Origin of the sequence: Rathayibacter sp. SW19, assembly GCF_030866825.1 — a bacterium.
Classification (GTDB): Bacteria; Actinomycetota; Actinomycetes; order Actinomycetales; family Microbacteriaceae; genus Rathayibacter_A; species Rathayibacter_A soli.
In genome coordinates this window covers 2,009,951-2,026,668 of sequence record NZ_CP133020.1, presented here as the reverse complement: position 1 = coordinate 2,026,668, position 16,718 = coordinate 2,009,951, and the positions used below count along the sequence as shown (strand labels likewise).

The window sequence follows — 16,718 nt, the reverse complement described above, 5'->3', positions numbered from 1 at the left end:
GAACGCTGCCTCCTCCTCAGAATACGACTTGGGGGCGCCGTGCGTAAGAGGTGCGCGGTCGGTACCGTCGGTGGTGGCTGCGTCTATAGGGTCGGGCCGACCCGCTCTGGCCCGGTGCGGTAGACGGGTTCCTGGTCGGCAGGTTCGGCGTCCGCGAGCCTCCGAGCCTGATCGAGCGCGGCACGCGAGCGGGTGGCATCGATCTTTTGCGCGTCGCTCTCAGTCGGCGCGCCAAACGTGGATGCGTCGCTGATGCCGTAGCGATCGCGGTACGCGGCGACAACGCGGGCTGCCTGCCGCCACGCGAGCGCGGCGCGGGCCTGCTTCGGCTGGCTCCCGAGCCCCACGATCCACTCCTGACCCTCGCTGACTGCGGCGTCGAGCATTGCGTCTGTGCGGGCTTCGATGAGGTCGCGCCGCTCGGTGAGCGCCCGCCGGAACGCGGGGCTCATGGTTCCGGTGGCCTCGGGGATGAGGCCAGCGATCAGGCACGGGGTCTTGCGGACACGCCCGGAGCCGGCGGGCCGCTCGGTGGCCTTGGCGACGCGATAGTGGAGGACGGCGGCGATGTCGTCGGCGTCGGTGAACCGTCGTGCTCGCACGAGGCGCGGTAGCAGCGCTTCGGTGTCGTAGTGGTTGGCCTCGGCCCGGCGCAGCTCGGCGGTCAGCGCGCCGAATGCCGGAGAGCTGATCGCGGCCTCTGCTTCGTCGTCAGTGAGGCCGGAGGCTTGGATGAGGTTCGCCCAGCGGTCGTGTTGCGCGGCGGCGGCAAGTGTTTCGTACTCGGCGGCGAGCTGGGCGATCGACCCCCATGCCTCTTGCTCGGCGGTGATCGTCTCGTGGGCGGAGAGTTCGGCACCGACGTGCTGCAGCACCCCGAACAGCACCGACTTCGCCGTGGCCTCGATGTTGTCTCCGGGATGCGGCCCCTCGTGCGAGTCGTCGGGCTTGTCGACGGCGACGTAGGCCATGTTCGCCTCACGGCCGCGAGTGAGAGCGACGTACAGGTTCTCCCGGGTCATCGAAGCGTCGACCAGGACGTGCGCTGTTTCCGTCGTGATGCCCTGCGCGCGGAAAGAAGTCACCGCGTAGCCGAGGTCGAGGTGCTCGGCCACGTACCCGGCCGGGAGCACGACCGACCTGCCCCACCGTTTGCCGGCCAGGCGGAGAGTGAGGGAACCATCATCGCGAACCTCAGTGACCGTCCACCTGTCTCCGTTGCGAACCCAGCCTCGGCCGGCGCGCAGACGCCGGTCGTTGTGCCGGGTGATGACCGAATCCCCGACCGCGGCCCTCGTGCCGTCGTGCAGCTCGACCTCGCGCAGCGCATTCACGGTGCCGTCGAGGATCAGGTCGGTGCGGGCGCGCTGGTTAAGCGCGAGGACGGATTCGTTCGAGTCGGTGACCAGCACGGTCGCGCGTCCGGCGAGCCGGTCTGCGTGCCATGCAGTGTAGGCGGTGTCGATCATCGTCTCCGTCGCCCCACCGATGATTCGGCCGTGCTCCAGATAGGCGTCGATGACCTCGGAGCGCCCGTGGCGCAGGCCGAGCGAGGCGATCTTCTCCCACGGGTTCATGAACCTGTGGACGTCGACCAGCTCGGGTACGTCCTCACGGTCGTGCACGAGCAGCGAGAACGCCCCACCGGCGTCGACCGACTGGAGCTGCGCGTAATCGCCCACCAGGAGCACCTTCGCACCGGCGTCGGCTGCGAGGCGCGTGATGCGGTCGAGGGAGAGCGTGCCGGCGAGAGAGGCTTCGTCCACGATGACGAGTTGGCCCTTGCGGAATGTCTCGCCGGTGCGCTCGTGCGTGTCCCACCACTTCGCCGTGTTCTCGGTCTGGACGCCGAGGTCATCGGCGAGGACCTGCGCCGCAGCCGCGGAGGGTGCGAGCCCGACCACCGAGCCGGGGCCGTGCTCGGCCTCCCACGCCCGGCGAAGCGCGTTCATCGCGGTCGTCTTGCCCACCCCAGCCGGACCCACGAGGACATCGACGACGCGGCCGGAGACGGCGACTTTCGCTAGCGCAGCGGCCTGGTCGTCACCGAGCATCTGTCCCTTCCGGTCGGGCCGTGCCGCGATCCGCTCGACCGTCGCGAGCGGCACGGTCGGGCCAGTGGTGGCGCGGGCGCGCTCGAGGAGGCGGCCTTCGGCCGCCAGCAATTCCCCTGAGGAGAACACTGTCGAGTACTTCGGCCGGAACACGCTCGTCCCGTCCGGCCGCTGGAACACCGCCGGACTGGATGCGAGCTCGGGCGGCGTCAGCCGTAGTGATGCGGCTTCGGCGGCGTCCACGACCAGGCCGGCGACCGCCTCCCGATCCTCGGTGCTGGCGAACCGGTAGCGCATCGTCTGCCGGGCCGCCTCGGCGGTCAGATTCCACCGCCGCCAGGTGGAGCGCTTCTCACCGACCGCCTCGACAACGCTTCCCCCGAGCGAGGCGATCACGTCCAACGGTATGTCGTCCGCGTGGAGCAGTAGCGGCTCCTCGTTCGCAGTCACACCCTGCGCCCACGAGGTCGCATCCGATCCGAGGATGCGGCCGGTCCGCCGCCGCCAGTCGGCGGTGAGGTCGGCCAGCGAGTGCACTGCCTTCTCCGGCCGCGTCGAGAGTGTCGCCTGGGCGCGGAGCTTCATGATCGTCGCCGGCGACGGACGGTGCCCGTGCTCGGTCACGTATTGCTCGATAAGACGGTCTGTCTCGACGTCAATGTGCCGCGACCTCGTGGAGAACTCTGCCAGCAGCTCCTCTGGCACACCCACGATCGCCCACGCCGGGTTCCGGTCGCGGCCCATGTCGCGGGCCTCCCACTCGACGCCGAACATTCGAGTCAGGTGGTCGGCGAACACGGCCTCATGCAACTCCGAGAGCGCAACCGTCGCCGCGTGCATCGGCCGCCCATCCAGCGAGCGCCACTTGCCGTCGAGAACGGTCTGTACCTTGTTCGAGATGACGACATGCGTGTGCAAGTGCGGATCGCCCGCCCGGCTGTCGTAGTGGTCGAACGCGGTTGCGATCAGCCCGCGAACGCCCACCTGCGCAACCGCGCCGTCGCGTCCGGTTGCGCCCGTGCGGGTGGCTGCAACCTCCCGTTCCATGTACGCAACCACCTCTGCTACCGCCGCGTGGTGCGCCTGTGCGATCAGCGCTTGCTTGCCCGCGTCTGCGACCGCCCAGAGCACCGAGGCGGACTTCGGGATGGAGAAGGTGAAGTCGTATCCGGCAACCGCTCGCCGCGTGCCGCGCTGTGCCTCCTCGACCTCGATAGCGGCAACCGCCTCCGCGCGCGCGACCGGCCCCAGAGCAGGGTCAAAGTCCGAGATGCGCTCAGCGACCCGTTCCGCGACAGGCTGGTACGCGGGGTAGGCACGGCCCAACGACGTGCCGGTGATCGGGTCGCGACCCATGCCTACAAGGAGCTGGAGCTGTGCTTCGGAGACCTGATCACCCTCCACGATCTGACCGCCGCCGAGGCCGACAACACCGGCTCCGAGCCACCGGCCGGGCGGCGTGCCCTCGGCGTTGTAGTACCTCGTCAACGGGGTAGAGAGCGACCTGTCACCGTCCGCCGCGGCGACCGTCCGTAGCAGGTACTTGTAGCCATCGCCCGCCGACATGACCCGCATCGAGACCGTCATACCTCTCAGGTGTGCCGGTCAGTGACCGGATTCAGCGGGCGGTCGACCCCTGGTAGAGCTCAGTGACGACGTCGATGGTGATGTCGAGCAGGGTCGCGCTCTCTGTCGCCGTCACCTCGGGACGGGAAGGCACGATCGACATGGGCCGGCTCGCGGCCGCGCGGGCGACAAGATCGCGGCTGAGCCGCCCCTCCTGGGCGAGGCGGTCCAATCGTTGCGTCAGGTCGTCGTCGCGTGGCGCGCCGACGCCGTCGAGGGCATCGGCGAGCGCCGCCCGTGCGACGAGTACCGCGGCCAGATACGTCCCTGCCCGATGACAGGCCCGCGCCTCTTCGAGCTTCGCCTGCACATCCGGCGGCACCGGCCGCGCTCTCGGTGGGTTGGCAGGTGGTGACGTGGTACGTGATCGGGGTTCGGGTGCCAGCATTGACTCCCCGCGCATCTCGGGCAGGTTGCGCAGCATCTCGCTCGCCCTTGACGAAAGCCGTGGCGCGGCGCTTCGGGCGTTCTGATCGTCCGCGTCGTCTTCGGGTTGCTCGTCTGCCTTGGCCTTGTCGATCGCGACCTGGATTAGCACCCGGGCGAGCGCATGGAGGTCGGGCTCGGGGCGTGCCAGCGCCCGGACGGTGAGGTTGCGTTCCTTGCCGCGTCGTTTGCGCGGCGCAACACCTGACTCTCTGGCCTGTTGCGCCCGAACAGCGTCGTGTTGCACCTGCTCTCGCGCCCGTCCGTAGTGTTCGCACGCCGCGTCGGCCTCGGCCGCGTTCTCCGGCCGGAGCCGTTGCATGTCTCGGAAGTCTGCGAGCGCTTGCTGCTCCGAGATGTCCTTCGTCGGCTGGTACGCCGCGTGGAGCGCCCACTCCTCGGCCACTTCCAGGTATGACAGCGCCTGGCCGCCGGAGTTCCAGTCCGAGCGCAGTACGCGTCGCCAGTTCACGAACTCCGCATCCGACACCGCCTCGCCAGGAGATGCGGCTTCCTCATCGACTTCGATCAGCGGCTCCAGGACCATCCCGACAGGCGGGTACTCGCCATGCTCCAGCCAATATCGACCCCGCGACGTCAGCCTGGCCCGCCACGACGTCCCATACCGGTTGTCGAGGTCGATCAGCCCACGGCTCGCCAACGCGGTAGCCGAATGCTTGTACGTCGGAATCGGCTCATCGCCCGCACGGCGTCCCGCCGCTATCCAGTTCAGAACCGCACGCTGCCGGTCGTTCAATGGAGCGCCCACGCCCCGATTCTCCCGCTCGTGCTGCGGATAGGCCAGCCCCTCTCGCGCCGTCGAATATCCGAACTGGACACGGTCGACCTCGATCTGCAAGAGGCGTGGTCGGGGTCGGCCTACCGTTTTGGCCCGCGCCGACAATCCTGTACCCCTGCCTGCGCGAGTTGCACCTATGAGCACTGACGCTGCGGACCGCTGTTGTCCCGATTTATTCGTTCGCAACACTGGCCTCTGAGCGGTCTGGATATTCGCGCTCGACCCCCACACCCGGTAAGCGATGACGCCGGTGCGACCCATCGACTGGGAGGTCGGTGAGCCGCACGCACTCTCGTGTTAGAAGCTGAGGATCTGATATCCGTCGACGAGGAGCTTGCGGTTGCTGGCCTCACCGTCGTTGTCCGTGAGCAGGTTCCAGCCCGCGTCGCGGATCTGGTCCTCGACTTTGTGGGAGTGAGCACAAAAGGCACAGGCGCCAATGATGTTGTCGGCCAGTGCCACAGCGAGCGGATTCAACTTGCTTTCTTTGCTCGAGATCGCGGCGAGGCTTTCCACTCCGGCCCCATCGAACTGCACCACGACCTCGTCGCCGGCCTTCTTGAATTCGAGCGCCGTTTTCAAGCCCCGGTACACCCGGGACAGATCAGCACCGATGGGTTGGTTGATGACTACAGCGACTTTGAACTCCGACACGATTACTCCAGTTTCTGTCCGGCTAGATATTAGACGGACCCGTCTATTGACATTAGACAGATTCGTCTAACATTGTCAACATGGATGCTGCGATGGGTACTACCACCAAGAAGTCTCGTGAGCGCCTCTTCGAGACGGCGACCAGGCTTTTCTACTCACAGGGAATCAATTCCACCGGCATCGATAGGGTCATTGCCGAGGCCGGGGCGGCCAAGGGAAGCATGTACTATCACTTCCACAACAAGCAGGCGCTGGTGGCGGCGTACCTCCGCGGCCAGGAGGCGGCCTGGAAGCGCAACGCAGAGACGGCGGATTCGCCGACAGCCGATCCGTCCGAGCGTGTCGCCCGAATGTTTTCCATCGTTGCGAACGCGGTAGTCAACGGCACCTTTCACGGCTGTGCCTTCACCAACGCCATCGTGGAGTGCCCGAACGATGAGACCATCCGAAACATCGTTAAGGACTACCGGCTCACCGTGGGTAACCACATTGCCCACCTGCTGGGAACGCACATCGGCGACCCCGTCGTTCCGCAAATTATGGTGCTCTATGACGGAGCCATCACCTCTGCGAAACAGACCCATGACGCCGCGCTGGTCGAGATGGCCAGCACCATGGCGCAACAACTCGTGGAACGGTCGCACCAATCAGCAGGAGACTCTGGCCAGCTCGCCGCAAGCCGAGCCCGGTGAGCCGGGTCCCATACGTCGCCGCGGGAAGGATAGACATGCCCGGGAAGAACAATAACTCATAACGTGTTGAGGCTGATATGGACTATGAACTGCGCACCTATACCGTCGCTGAGGGCAAGATGAACGACCTACTCCGGCGGTTCCGGGAGCACACCATGGTCCTCTTCGAATCACACCGGATGACGAGTATCGGGTATTGGACCGCGGCATCCGACCATTCGAAATAGGAAGGATCGTGGCCAGGGGCAAGGCGAGAATTTCAGCTTGGGTGGGCAAGGGGTCTGGCCGTTGAGGTTAGGGCGCAGGGATCGTACTGGGGCATGAATTGCTCGGGGGCTGTGCGTTCCGAAAGAGGAACGTGCTGCGCGACAAATTCGTTCCCCAGTAAGGGATCCGCAGGCGGGCAGTTCGTCAACCTTGATGCTGAAGAGCGCAATCCGTTTCTTCACCATCGTCCAGAGCTGTGATCGTGGCGTTGGTCGAGATGCCGGGCGTGTTCCTCTACAACCTGCCGAGCCGCACCGCGAGGAGAATGTACCCAGACGCGTTGAGCGACACCAGGAAGCTCCCCGTCGACGGCTCAGCCGCTGGCGCAGGGCAAGCCGGTAGCGGCTCGCCCTGCTTGACGACTGAGCGACTCCGGGCTCGCCGCGGCGTAGTCATGGACGGCTATCCAGTCAGGGACCGACTGCTCCCCTGATCATGCTCATCAGCGACGCGATCAGGCCGGGAAGTGCGTCATCGTCGGCCCGCTGGGACATGAGCCAGACATCCACCGCCTCTCCCATGCCCATCACTACCGCGATCAGCAGGGTGGGTGGGACGTCGTCGCGCACCGCTCCCACCCGCTGCCCGGTGGCGAGCACCTGCGCGATCCATGGGAGGGATGACTGCTCCAGTTCCTGCTGCGCCTTCTGTGAGGCGGGGCTCTTCGCCGCGGCGGCCCAGCCGCGCAACATGGCCGCCAACTGCGGTGACGCGACGAGTGCTCGCATCAGCCGGAGGTAGTAGTCGCCCAGAACCGACCAGAAGGCGTCGGCATCCCCCACGCCCAGGTCGGGCAGTGGACCAACCTGCCCGAACAGCCCGGCCAGGCCGAGCTGCGCGACGTAGGCATACAGATCCTCTTTGCCGTCGAAGTAGTAATACATCGACCCCTTGGAAATTCCGGCGGCATCGATGACCCGGTTGAGCGAGGCGTCGTGAAACCCGTGCGTCGCGAACTCGTCGAGGGCCGCCTGCACGATCGCCTGTTGCTGCGGCGCAGGCAATTTCGTGAATCGGGGTCGAACCATTCGGTCAGCGCCTCGAATTCTGTTGCGGGAAGGACGGGAGTTCGACCCGGTCGTGGAAGCTCCTGCCCATCGCGATCTCGGCAACCTTGGGAAGCCCCATCATCTTCAACACCGTATTCCTCACGAGAAGCTGGAATCTATTCTTCGGGGCGAAGGCCACACCCAAGCCCTGGGCGGCATCCTGCTTGGAGCGTATCAGCGGGGCCAGCCGCTCCTCGTAGCGGGCGAACGCCTCGCGGTGGTCACTGGTTCGTGCCAGTTCCGCCGCCAGCGTGTACGCCTCCACCATGGCCAGCGCCGAGCCCTGACCCGCCAAGAAAGACGGACACGCGCCGGCATCGCCCACCAAGGCGATGCGGCCGGTCGACCACGACGGCATCTGGATCTGGCTCACCGAGTCGAAATAGAAGTTCTTCGCGTTGGGCATTGCCGCCAGCATCTCGGGAACCTCCCACCCTTTGTCGCCCAGCTGCTCCCGCAGCAAGCTCTCCTGTGCCGTGCGCTCGACCGGCACGTCGCCGTCATGCCGCAGACTGAACAGGAGCAGGGTGGCGTCGTCGCGAAAAGAGAGTCGGATCGCCTGAAACCCGACCTCGGCGTACATCATCGCCACGAGCTCGTCACGTTCCGGATACCGCTCCGCATCGAACGCGGCCACCACCATGCCGAGATACTTCTCGAATTGCTCCTCCGGCCCGAAAGCAAGCCTGCGCACCCGCGAGTGCAGGCCATCCGCGCCGATGACGAGATCGAAATCGCGGGCGCTCCCGCTCTCGAAGGCGACCCGAACGCGCTCACCGTCGTCGGCGAGGTCTCGCACGGTGTCGCTGAGCATCAGCTCCACCGCGCCGCCGAGGGAGTCGTAGATCACCGAAGCCAGGTCGGTTCGCGGAATGCTCAGATACCGCTTATTCGACTCGATCACGGCCTCGGGATTGAACGACGCGATCTTGCGACCGCTCCGATCGATCGCCCTCGCCTCCGTGAACACATAGCCGCGCGTACGCAACTCGGGCACGATGCCCATCCGCTGCGCCACATCGAAACCGGCACCCCAGAAATCGACCAGGTAACCGCCGCTGCGCAACTTGGGAGCGTGTTCCACGATGGTGACCTCGTGGCCCGACCTGTTGAGCCAGAACGCCAGCGTCGGGCCGGCGATCCCGGCACCCACGATCAAGACCTTCATGACGCATCCTCTCCGGCGGCCGCTTTAAACCACTAGCCTAAACCGCTGGTCTAAAACCGTCAACGGGTGCGCGCGACCGCCCGAAGACCGGGCGGCGCTTCTGCTGAAACGCACGAATCCGTGGGCAAATCCCGAACCGCACCACGCCCAAGTGCGCCCGGCCTGGACTGCGCCCACCGATGTCGGTTCTCACGGCCCGCAAGCGGAACCTCCTACGCACGAGCTGCGGCACTTGACTTGGCCGACGAGGCTGCGCTTGAAAGATCAGCTTGACATTCTCCTCTAGGGCAAGGATGAGACTGTTGGCGAGAGCAGTTCTCACCCCACTACTGCTTCGAGTGGTGGGGCCATAGTCCCGTGCTTGGGAAGGAACGGCAATGATGACAGGTTCGAAACGTGGCGGTGGGACGACGGTGTTGGGCACCATCGGTATTCTGCTTCTTCCGGTGGTTTGCTGCGGTGCCCCATTGTTGATCGGGGCTGGTGCTGCAGGGGTTCTGGGCGCTGTCGGTTCAGTCGTGGGTAACCCGTGGGTTATCGCCGTGGCGATTGCTGCGGTGGTGGGGCTGTCAGTGGTTTTTTTGCGTCGCAGGACACAACGGGGCGGGCAAGTCGATGCTTGCTGTGTGCCGCGGAAGACCGCTGCGGACCAAGGCATCTCTGACCATGCGGAGGCCGAACAGCGGTGAGGGCAGTCTCTTTGAGTCAACGGATGTCACGAGTGGTGCGACTCCGCCCCTCGTGGCTGATCGTTGTCGGCGTACTGGTTAGCGTTGGCCTCGGCTTGACCGGGTGTGCCGTACCCCAGGCGGCTCAAACCCCAGCCGGGGCTGTCTCGCCGGCCGCTGCGTCGGTTGCGGTTCCGTTCACTGCTCAGACGGTGGCCGGTGCGAAGGTGACGGTGCCGGGGTCGAAACCGACCGTGGTGTACTTCTTCGCGGTCGGTTGTTCCTCGTGCGGGCCGACGGCGAAGGTGCTGGCCGATGTTCAAAGCAGTACCGCACAGAAGGTCGATTATGTGGCCGTGGATGTGTCACCTGACGAGACAGGACCTCAGGTCGAAGCGTTCCTTTCCCAATATCATGCGACCTCGATGGCGTATGCGCTTGATACCAACGCGGGCCTGATTGACGCATATGGTGTGCAGGATTTGGGCACCGCGATTGTGCTGGATGGGTCCGGCAAGGTGGTGTTCCGTGGTGTGGAGCCCAGTGCGGGGCAGATCCGTGATGCTGTGGCCAAGGCTAGTGCTTGATGAGCGCGCTTCTGGTTCTGGCGTTCGGGGCCGGAATGCTTGCCCCGCTCAACCCGTGTGGTTTCGCTGTCCTACCCGCCTTTCTCGCCTACGGCACTGGCTCGGCGACCGCAGTCGGCACGCGTGGAACCTGGGGGCGGCTGGTCGGCGGGTTGAAGTCGGGTGTGGCCCTCACGGTGGGGTTCACCGGAACGTTTACGGTGTTCGGTCTGCTGTTAGCTGTCGGGATGCGCTCGCTGATCGGGGCGATCCCGTGGCTGGCCGCGGTGCTGGGCGCCGTGTTTGTTCTGCTAGGTCTTGGGATGCTGATCGGCCTCCGAATCTCGCTCGGGATGACGTCTTTGAGTTCGGTGGGGCAGAAGCGTAAAGCGGGCGGGATGTTCGCATTCGGGGTCGGCTACGCACTGGCGTCGGCATCATGCAGCCTGGCCCTGCTCTTGGCGGTGGTCACCCAAGCCCTCACCGGCACCGGGTGGGGAACCGTGCTACTAGTGTTTGCCGCCTACGCGGCAGGCTCCAGCATCCTTCTAGTCACTCTTTCGGTGGTGACCGCCTTTGCTAGCACGGTGATCAGTAGATACTTGCGCCGTTTGATGCCCCACATGAGCCGGATCACCGACGCCGTCTTAGCGCTATCCGGCGGGTACCTGCTCGTGTATTGGCTGCCCCAACTTTTCGGCGGCACAGCCGGAACGACAATCTTGTCCGGGATCGCGGGTCCCCTGTCGAGTTGGGTGGGCGGCAACCAACTGTTGATGCTTATCGTTGCCGGCGGGCTAGTGGTGGCAATCCTCACCGGCGCGATGCTGCGCCGGACCACGTCCCGTCGGGCGGAGACAACGGACGAATCCCGCCGGCTGGCCGGCGAGGACAATTGCTGCGCCCCTGCCCTGAACCCGGGACACCAGCGACCCTGAGCAAAATCTTCGCCTGCCCGCGTCGGAGGGAACTGCGGATGCGTTCGAGGTCACGACTACCTGGATCAGACGCGGCAACGGCGTCGCGCCATCCTGCGACAGTTGCTCTGAGTACGAGTTCGGGATCTGCCGGGCGAGTAATTTCACCACGTTGGGTGCAGAGGGCGCAGAACTGACCACCCGGACAGTGACCGTCCTGTTGACGCCTACCGACTCTCCTCCACCGCAGGACTAACTGGTTGGCGTTTGTTTGTAACGAGCCGGTGGCAAGCGACGAGCACTCCGACGTTGGCCACGACGAAGGGCACCAAGAATGTCACGGCAACCTTGACCCAGGTCGTGAGGGTGGCGTGTCCGGCCAGGACCACGTCGAGCTGGTTGATGGCGAACAGGACAGCACCAACAATGAGCGTGATTGGCACGGTCTGCGCAAGGTGCGGACGGTAAACGACGACCTGGCAGGCTTCTCGGGCAGTTTGCCAACTCGGGTGCGGTGCGACGGTCACGACATGACCTCAAGCATCGATGCCGACCAACGGGTATCGACGGTGGTTTCCATGAGAAGTTCGTCCTCCGCTTTCTAATCCGAACAACGAATCTCAGTCTTCACCATCCACCATGGTGGAATGTCAAGACCAAGCTGGAAAGAAGAGCATGGCAACTAGAAGCCGGTGTTGGCCACCGTCGTTACGGTGGTGCTTTCGATGCTGGGTCGCGCTGATTACTGTCGGTTGGGGCTAGTGCTGCTGGAATCCTGAGCGCGGCCGGCCCAACAGTGGTGCTTCACTACTGATTGCTGTCGCTGACGCCCTCGGCTATCGGATCGGCGAGTTAGAGGTAGCTGCAGATGCGTTCGGGGTCGCAGGCGACGGGATCGGCCGCGGCGACCGTGTCGTGATATTCGGCAATGGTGGCTCTGAGCGCCACCAGTTCGGCGATCTGCCGGTCAAGGTCCGCCACTTGTCGGCCCAGTAATTCCACCACGTGGGTGCAGGGGGTCTCGCCTGCGTCGCGGACCCGCAGAATGCCACCGATCTGGGCCAGGGTGAGCCCGGCGTTCCGGCCCCGGTGGATGAAATCCAGGCGGGCTATCGTCTCGTTTCCGTAGTCGCGGTAGCCATTGGGTGCCCGCCGGGCCGATGGCAAGAGTCCTCGGTCTTCGTAGAACCGGAGGGTCTTCGTCGTCATCCCTGTGGCCTCTGCTGCTTCACCGATGCGCATAATGCACCTTCCGATCCGTTCTCACGCAATTCCGCTCTTGACATTCCACTATAGGGCAAGGTGCAAAGTGATAGATAGCAGGATCAGCGACGGACGTTGTGCCCAACTGGTTCCCATATTTCAGCCCTTCTGTGGAGGTTTCATGTCCGATCTGTCAGCACCCGTGTTCGACCTCGCCATTATCGGCTCCGGCGGTGGTGCGTTCGCCGCCGCGATTCGGGCCACCAGCCTCGGCAAGAAGGTCGTGATGGTTGAGCGTGGCACGATTGGTGGCACCTGCGTGAACACCGGTTGCGTGCCCTCGAAAGCCCTGTTGGCGGCCGCTGACGCACGCCATGTTGCCTTGGATTCGGGCCGGTTCCCCGGCATCGTTGCCTCCGCCGGGCCGGTGGACATGCCGGAGTTGATCGACGGTAAACGCCAGCTCGTGGAAACAATGCGGGCCGGGAAATACGTTGACTTGATCGCCGATTACGGGTGGGAACTGCGGCAGGGCAACGCCGTATTCTCCGGAACCGCTGACGATCCCGCGCTGGAAGTCACGGGCGCCGACGAGGCCGTGGAAACAATACGCGCCACCCATTACCTCGTGGCGACTGGTTCGGCCCCGTGGGCTCCTCCGATCGACGGATTGGCCGAGGTGGACTATCTGACCTCGACCTCCGCGATGGAGCTCGATGAACTCCCGCAGTCGCTGCTGGTCCTCGGTGGTGGGTATGTCGCCCTGGAACAGGCGCAACTGTTCGCCAGGCTCGGCTCGAAGGTGACCATGTTGGTGCGCTCTAGGCTTGCTTCGGCGGAGGAACCGGAAGCATCCAACGCGCTGGCCGGAGTTTTCGCCGACGAGGGCATCCGGGTCGTCCGCCGGGCCGCCGTGACCGCGGTGCGCACTGACAAGTCCAGCGGAGAGGTTGTCGCGACCGCCACAGTGGATGGTGGGCAGCAGGAATTCCGGGCCGGCAAACTCCTTGTAGCTACAGGCCGACGCCCGGTCACCGACGGCCTGAACCTGACCGCGGTCGGCGTCGAAACCGGGGAGAAGGGCGAGATTGTGGTCAACAACATGCTCGCCAGCTCGAACCCGAGGATCTGGGCTGCCGGGGACGTCACCGGGCACCGCGAGTTCGTCTACGTCGCCGCCAACCACGGCGCCCTGGTCGTGGAGAACGCCTTCAACAATGCCGGCCGCGAAGTTGACTACTCCCATCTCCCGCGCGTCACCTTCACCAGCCCCGCCCTGGCGGCGGTGGGAATGACGGACAAGGAAGCCAACGGGACGGGTATCCGCTGCCAGTGCGGGGTCGTGCCACTGGAGTACGTACCCCGTGCGCTGGTCAACCGGGACACTCGCGGGTTCATCAAGATCGTCGCCGACCACACCACCGGGCGCATCCTCGGTATCACCGCCGTTGCTAAAGATGCCGGAGAAATTGCCGCGGCCGGCGTTTACATCCTGGAGGCCGGCATGACCGTCGACCAGGTAGCCCACATGTGGAGTCCCTATCTGACCATGGCCGAAGGCATCAAAATCGCCGCCCAATCCTTCAACACCGACGTCTCCAAACTCTCCTGCTGCGCCGCATAACCGCGCCAACCCACGAATAGAACGGAAAATATCACCATGTCAAACACGCTGAACCTCGCCGAGCGTCTCACCTCACCGGCCACCGGGCTGGATGCCGACATCTGGGTACCGCTGCTGCGGCTCCTCGCACTGGGTCAACCGGTCGAGGTCGGCGCCCTTGCGGCGGCGACCGGCAAGGCGGTGCCCGAAGTCATCCGCGCATTGGCCAGCGTTCCGGATACCGAATACGACGATGCCGGACGGATCATCGGCCAGGGCCTGACCCTGAATCCCACCCCGCATCACATCGAGATCGGCGGAATACTGCTCTACACCTGGTGCGCCCTGGACACGCTGATCTTCCCCGCCATTCTGGGCGCTTCGGCACGCATCGAGTCCGCCTGCCAGGCCTGCGGCGTCCCGGTACGGGTCACCGTCAACACCAGTGGGGCCACGGCTGTCGAACCAGTTAGCGCGGTCGTCTCGTTGGTCAACCCTGAAGACATGAGTACCATCCGCTCCGCCTTCTGCAACCAGGTCCATTTCTTCGCCTCCCCCGAAGCAGCACAACCATGGCTGGCCGCCCACCCCGGCGGCACCATCATCCCCGTTACCGAGGCCTACCAGCTCGGCACCACCATGGCCGAAAATCTCCTCAACAAGACCCCGGAGAAGCAACCGAACCCGCTCGACCTGGGCACAGACACCTGCTGCTGCTGTTGAATTGAACCACCTGCACGAACCACTGATGGAAGTGAGAGCGCGATGAGCGAGAATGTTGATGTTGCTATTTTGGGCATGGGACCCGGCGGTGAGGTCGCTGCCAGCCGGTTACTGAAAGCCGGGAAGAAGGTCGCGGTCATCGAGCGGGAACTTATCGGCGGGGAATGCGCCTACTGGGCGTGCATCCCGTCCAAGACAGTACTGCGCCCGGCCGAGGCACGCACCGAGGTGCAGCGGGCGGCCGGGGTGTCGGGGGCGGAGCTGGACTGGCCTGAAGCTAGTAAGTACCGCGACTATATGATCCGCAACCTGGATGACTCGGCACAGATCGATGGCTACGCACACCGTGGCGCCCTGGTGATCAAAGAGGCCGGCCGGATCACCGGCCCTGGCAGTATTCAAGCTGGGGACCAGGAAATCACTGCGGACCAGATCATTATCGCCACCGGCTCGGAACCGGTCATCCCCGAACTCGAGGGCCTGGATCAGATCACCGCCTGGACGAACCGGGAAACCTTCACGGCCACGGCGCTACCGAAAAGTGTGGTGATCATCGGCGGGAGCGCCGTAGGGATCGAGACCAGCACGTTCCTGGCGCGTTTCGGGGTGAAGGTCACACTGATCCACCGCGGTGACAGACTCCTGGGCAGGGAAGAACCCCGGGTCGGCGAGCTGGCCTCCACCTACCTCGCCGAGGCCGGAATCGAGATCCGACTCGGCGTGACTGCCCGCAAGGCACACCGCGCCGGGGATCAGAGTGTGATCGAACTCGACGACGGCAGCGAGATCACCGCTGAGGTTGTCATCTTCGCAACCGGCCGCACTCCTCGCACTCAGAATCTCGGCTTCGAACAAGCCGGAGTGAAGCTGGGCGAGCGTGGACAAGTGCGGGTAGACGAACACTGCCGCGCCGCCCAGAATGTGTGGGCGATCGGCGACGTCACCGGGATCATGCCCTTCACCCACGTCGCAATGTATCAAGGACGCATCGCTGCCGATAGTATCCTCGGCGGTACCCGTGAAGCCTCCTACAACGGTATCCCCCGGGTCGTATTCGCCAACCCGGAAATCGCCGCCGTCGGCATCACCCAGGCTCAAGCCGACCGACAAGGACTGCACACCGTGGCAACGGAACTGGACCTGGCCAACGCAATCGCCCGCCCCTGGACCTACGAAGAGAACCCCCGAGGACACCTCAGACTACTCGCCGATGCGGATCGTAAAATCCTGATCGGCGCGTGGGCAGTCTCACCCCTGGCCGGCGAATGGATACACCAAGCCTCCCTCGCCATCCGCGAACAAATCCCCATCGACAGGCTGCTCGATCAAGTCGCCCAATTCCCCACCTACAACGAGGCCTACCTCGCCGCCCTCGAAGACCTCAAACTCTGATGTACAAAGAATTGGACGGACCCGCCAAAGTCCGAAACGATCGTTTCTGATCGTGACCCTGCTGTCTTCCGCGAGGTGCCCAGATGTGGTTTGCAGTAGCAAGCGGCGCTATCTTCGTAGCGGCCTTCGACGTGCTGGCCCCGCTGCAGGCATGAGCAAGCGGACCAACACTGCCAGCGGCGACGCCCGGAACGGCCCGCACTGTCTCCCAAACATCAGCTTCGACAAACTTTTTAGTCACTAGACAGATTCTGGGATCGGTTCGACGAGACTCATTTCGCGAGCAACTTGACTTGAGCATCCCCGCGCGCCCGTGGGGGCGCTTTCTCGGTGGAGCGAAGATACTGCCGCGCACGTCACTTTGCTCAGGTGGCGAGGACAGGTCCACCCTGAACGGATGGGACGGTGTCCGTGACGCTATAGCCGTTAATGCCTTACCCGGCTCAAACAGCGAACACCCACGCAAATCGCCGCTTGGCAACTATAGGAGCATCAAACTCTGGGCCGAGGACCCGGAGCGGTGTGACGCCGCCGGGATCCCCGCCGAACGCGGCTTCAAAACGAAACCGGAACTGGCCATCGACATGCTCGAGAAGGCGTTGGACGCGGGAGTGCCGGCTCGCTGGGTCACCGGCGATGCGGTCTACGGACAGTACTACAAATTGCGTAAAGCGCTGGAGGATCGGGGCGTGTTCTATGTCCTGGCAGTGCCGATGAATCAGTTGTTCTAGGTTCGAATCCTGGTACCCCAGCTGTGAATCGCTAGAGTTCCCCAGGAAGTCCGGCTCCTTCCTCGCGCCTCCGAGCGGCCTGATCTGGCCTCTAGTGACCAGATTGGTGACCAGAAACCCCCGTGGGGCGCGTTTCACGGTTGTCTCTGCTGATGAGGTACGCGCTCGTCCCCACGGTTC

14 protein-coding genes and 1 pseudogene are annotated in these 16,718 nt (G+C 64.5%); 8 read left to right on the top strand and 7 right to left on the bottom strand.

Annotated features, from left to right (window positions below):
- Positions 1 to 83: 83 nt before the first annotated feature.
- The 3 genes from mobF to QU604_RS09245 form a co-directional block, all read right to left on the bottom strand.
- Complete coding sequence (gene mobF / locus QU604_RS09255) at positions 84 to 3,641, bottom strand: MobF family relaxase (RefSeq protein ID WP_308468516.1); 3,558 nt, start codon at positions 3,639 to 3,641, stop codon at positions 84 to 86.
- Between the two features lie 31 nt (positions 3,642 to 3,672).
- Positions 3,673 to 4,875 carry a hypothetical protein gene (locus QU604_RS09250; RefSeq protein ID WP_308468515.1) on the bottom strand — a complete coding sequence of 401 codons (1,203 nt, stop codon included), beginning with the start codon at positions 4,873 to 4,875 and terminating at the stop codon, positions 3,673 to 3,675.
- A gap of 327 nt (positions 4,876 to 5,202) precedes the next feature.
- Complete coding sequence (locus QU604_RS09245; protein WP_308468514.1) at positions 5,203 to 5,559, bottom strand: sulfur reduction protein DsrE; 357 nt, start codon at positions 5,557 to 5,559, stop codon at positions 5,203 to 5,205.
- Between the two features lie 80 nt (positions 5,560 to 5,639).
- Here QU604_RS09245 and QU604_RS09240 point away from each other — a divergent pair, with 80 nt between their 5' ends.
- Complete coding sequence (locus tag QU604_RS09240) at positions 5,640 to 6,251, top strand: TetR/AcrR family transcriptional regulator (protein ID WP_308468513.1); 612 nt, start codon at positions 5,640 to 5,642, stop codon at positions 6,249 to 6,251.
- Positions 6,252 to 6,328: 77 nt separating this feature from the next.
- Positions 6,329 to 6,478, top strand: a complete 150-nt coding sequence (locus tag QU604_RS09235; RefSeq protein ID WP_308468512.1) for an NIPSNAP family protein — start codon at positions 6,329 to 6,331, stop codon at positions 6,476 to 6,478.
- Between the two features lie 450 nt (positions 6,479 to 6,928).
- Here QU604_RS09235 and QU604_RS09230 read toward each other — a convergent pair whose 3' ends face one another.
- Both QU604_RS09230 and QU604_RS09225 read right to left on the bottom strand, forming a co-directional pair.
- Positions 6,929 to 7,546, bottom strand: a complete 618-nt coding sequence (locus QU604_RS09230; protein ID WP_308468511.1) for a TetR/AcrR family transcriptional regulator — start codon at positions 7,544 to 7,546, stop codon at positions 6,929 to 6,931.
- A gap of 4 nt (positions 7,547 to 7,550) precedes the next feature.
- Entirely contained in the window at positions 7,551 to 8,735 is a 1,185-nt protein-coding gene (locus QU604_RS09225; protein ID WP_308468510.1) for an FAD-binding domain, read from the bottom strand.
- Positions 8,736 to 9,447: 712 nt separating this feature from the next.
- On the opposite strand from QU604_RS09225, the gene QU604_RS09220 reads away from it, so the two are divergent.
- Both QU604_RS09220 and QU604_RS09215 read left to right on the top strand, forming a co-directional pair.
- Positions 9,448 to 9,990 carry a thioredoxin family protein gene (locus tag QU604_RS09220; RefSeq protein WP_345784279.1) on the top strand — a complete coding sequence of 181 codons (543 nt, stop codon included), beginning with the start codon at positions 9,448 to 9,450 and terminating at the stop codon, positions 9,988 to 9,990.
- Positions 9,990 to 10,907 (top strand): cytochrome c biogenesis CcdA family protein, encoded by a 918-nt coding sequence (locus QU604_RS09215; protein ID WP_308468507.1) that lies wholly within the window; start codon positions 9,990 to 9,992, stop codon positions 10,905 to 10,907. Before QU604_RS09220 ends, QU604_RS09215 begins: the two co-directional genes overlap by 1 nt.
- Positions 10,908 to 11,113: 206 nt before the next feature.
- Here QU604_RS09215 and nrtS read toward each other — a convergent pair whose 3' ends face one another.
- Both nrtS and QU604_RS09205 read right to left on the bottom strand, forming a co-directional pair.
- On the bottom strand, positions 11,114 to 11,413 hold the full coding sequence (gene nrtS, locus QU604_RS09210) for a nitrate/nitrite transporter NrtS (protein WP_308468506.1): 300 nt from the start codon (positions 11,411 to 11,413) through the stop codon (positions 11,114 to 11,116).
- Between the two features lie 325 nt (positions 11,414 to 11,738).
- Positions 11,739 to 12,128, bottom strand: coding sequence for a heavy metal-responsive transcriptional regulator (locus QU604_RS09205; RefSeq protein WP_308468505.1), 390 nt, complete (start codon positions 12,126 to 12,128; stop codon positions 11,739 to 11,741).
- A 142-nt stretch (positions 12,129 to 12,270) separates the two neighbouring features.
- Here QU604_RS09205 and merA point away from each other — a divergent pair, with 142 nt between their 5' ends.
- The 4 genes and pseudogenes from merA to QU604_RS09185 all read left to right on the top strand — a co-directional run.
- Positions 12,271 to 13,713 (top strand): mercury(II) reductase, encoded by a 1,443-nt coding sequence (gene merA, locus QU604_RS09200; protein ID WP_308468504.1) that lies wholly within the window; start codon positions 12,271 to 12,273, stop codon positions 13,711 to 13,713.
- A 36-nt stretch (positions 13,714 to 13,749) separates the two neighbouring features.
- Positions 13,750 to 14,415, top strand: coding sequence for an organomercurial lyase MerB (gene merB / locus QU604_RS09195; RefSeq protein ID WP_308468503.1), 666 nt, complete (start codon positions 13,750 to 13,752; stop codon positions 14,413 to 14,415).
- A 42-nt stretch (positions 14,416 to 14,457) separates the two neighbouring features.
- Positions 14,458 to 15,807 carry a dihydrolipoyl dehydrogenase family protein gene (locus QU604_RS09190; RefSeq protein ID WP_308468502.1) on the top strand — a complete coding sequence of 450 codons (1,350 nt, stop codon included), beginning with the start codon at positions 14,458 to 14,460 and terminating at the stop codon, positions 15,805 to 15,807.
- A 494-nt stretch (positions 15,808 to 16,301) separates the two neighbouring features.
- A pseudogene (locus tag QU604_RS09185) lies at positions 16,302 to 16,532 on the top strand (transposase); the annotation flags it as partial.
- Positions 16,533 to 16,718 lie beyond the last annotated feature (186 nt).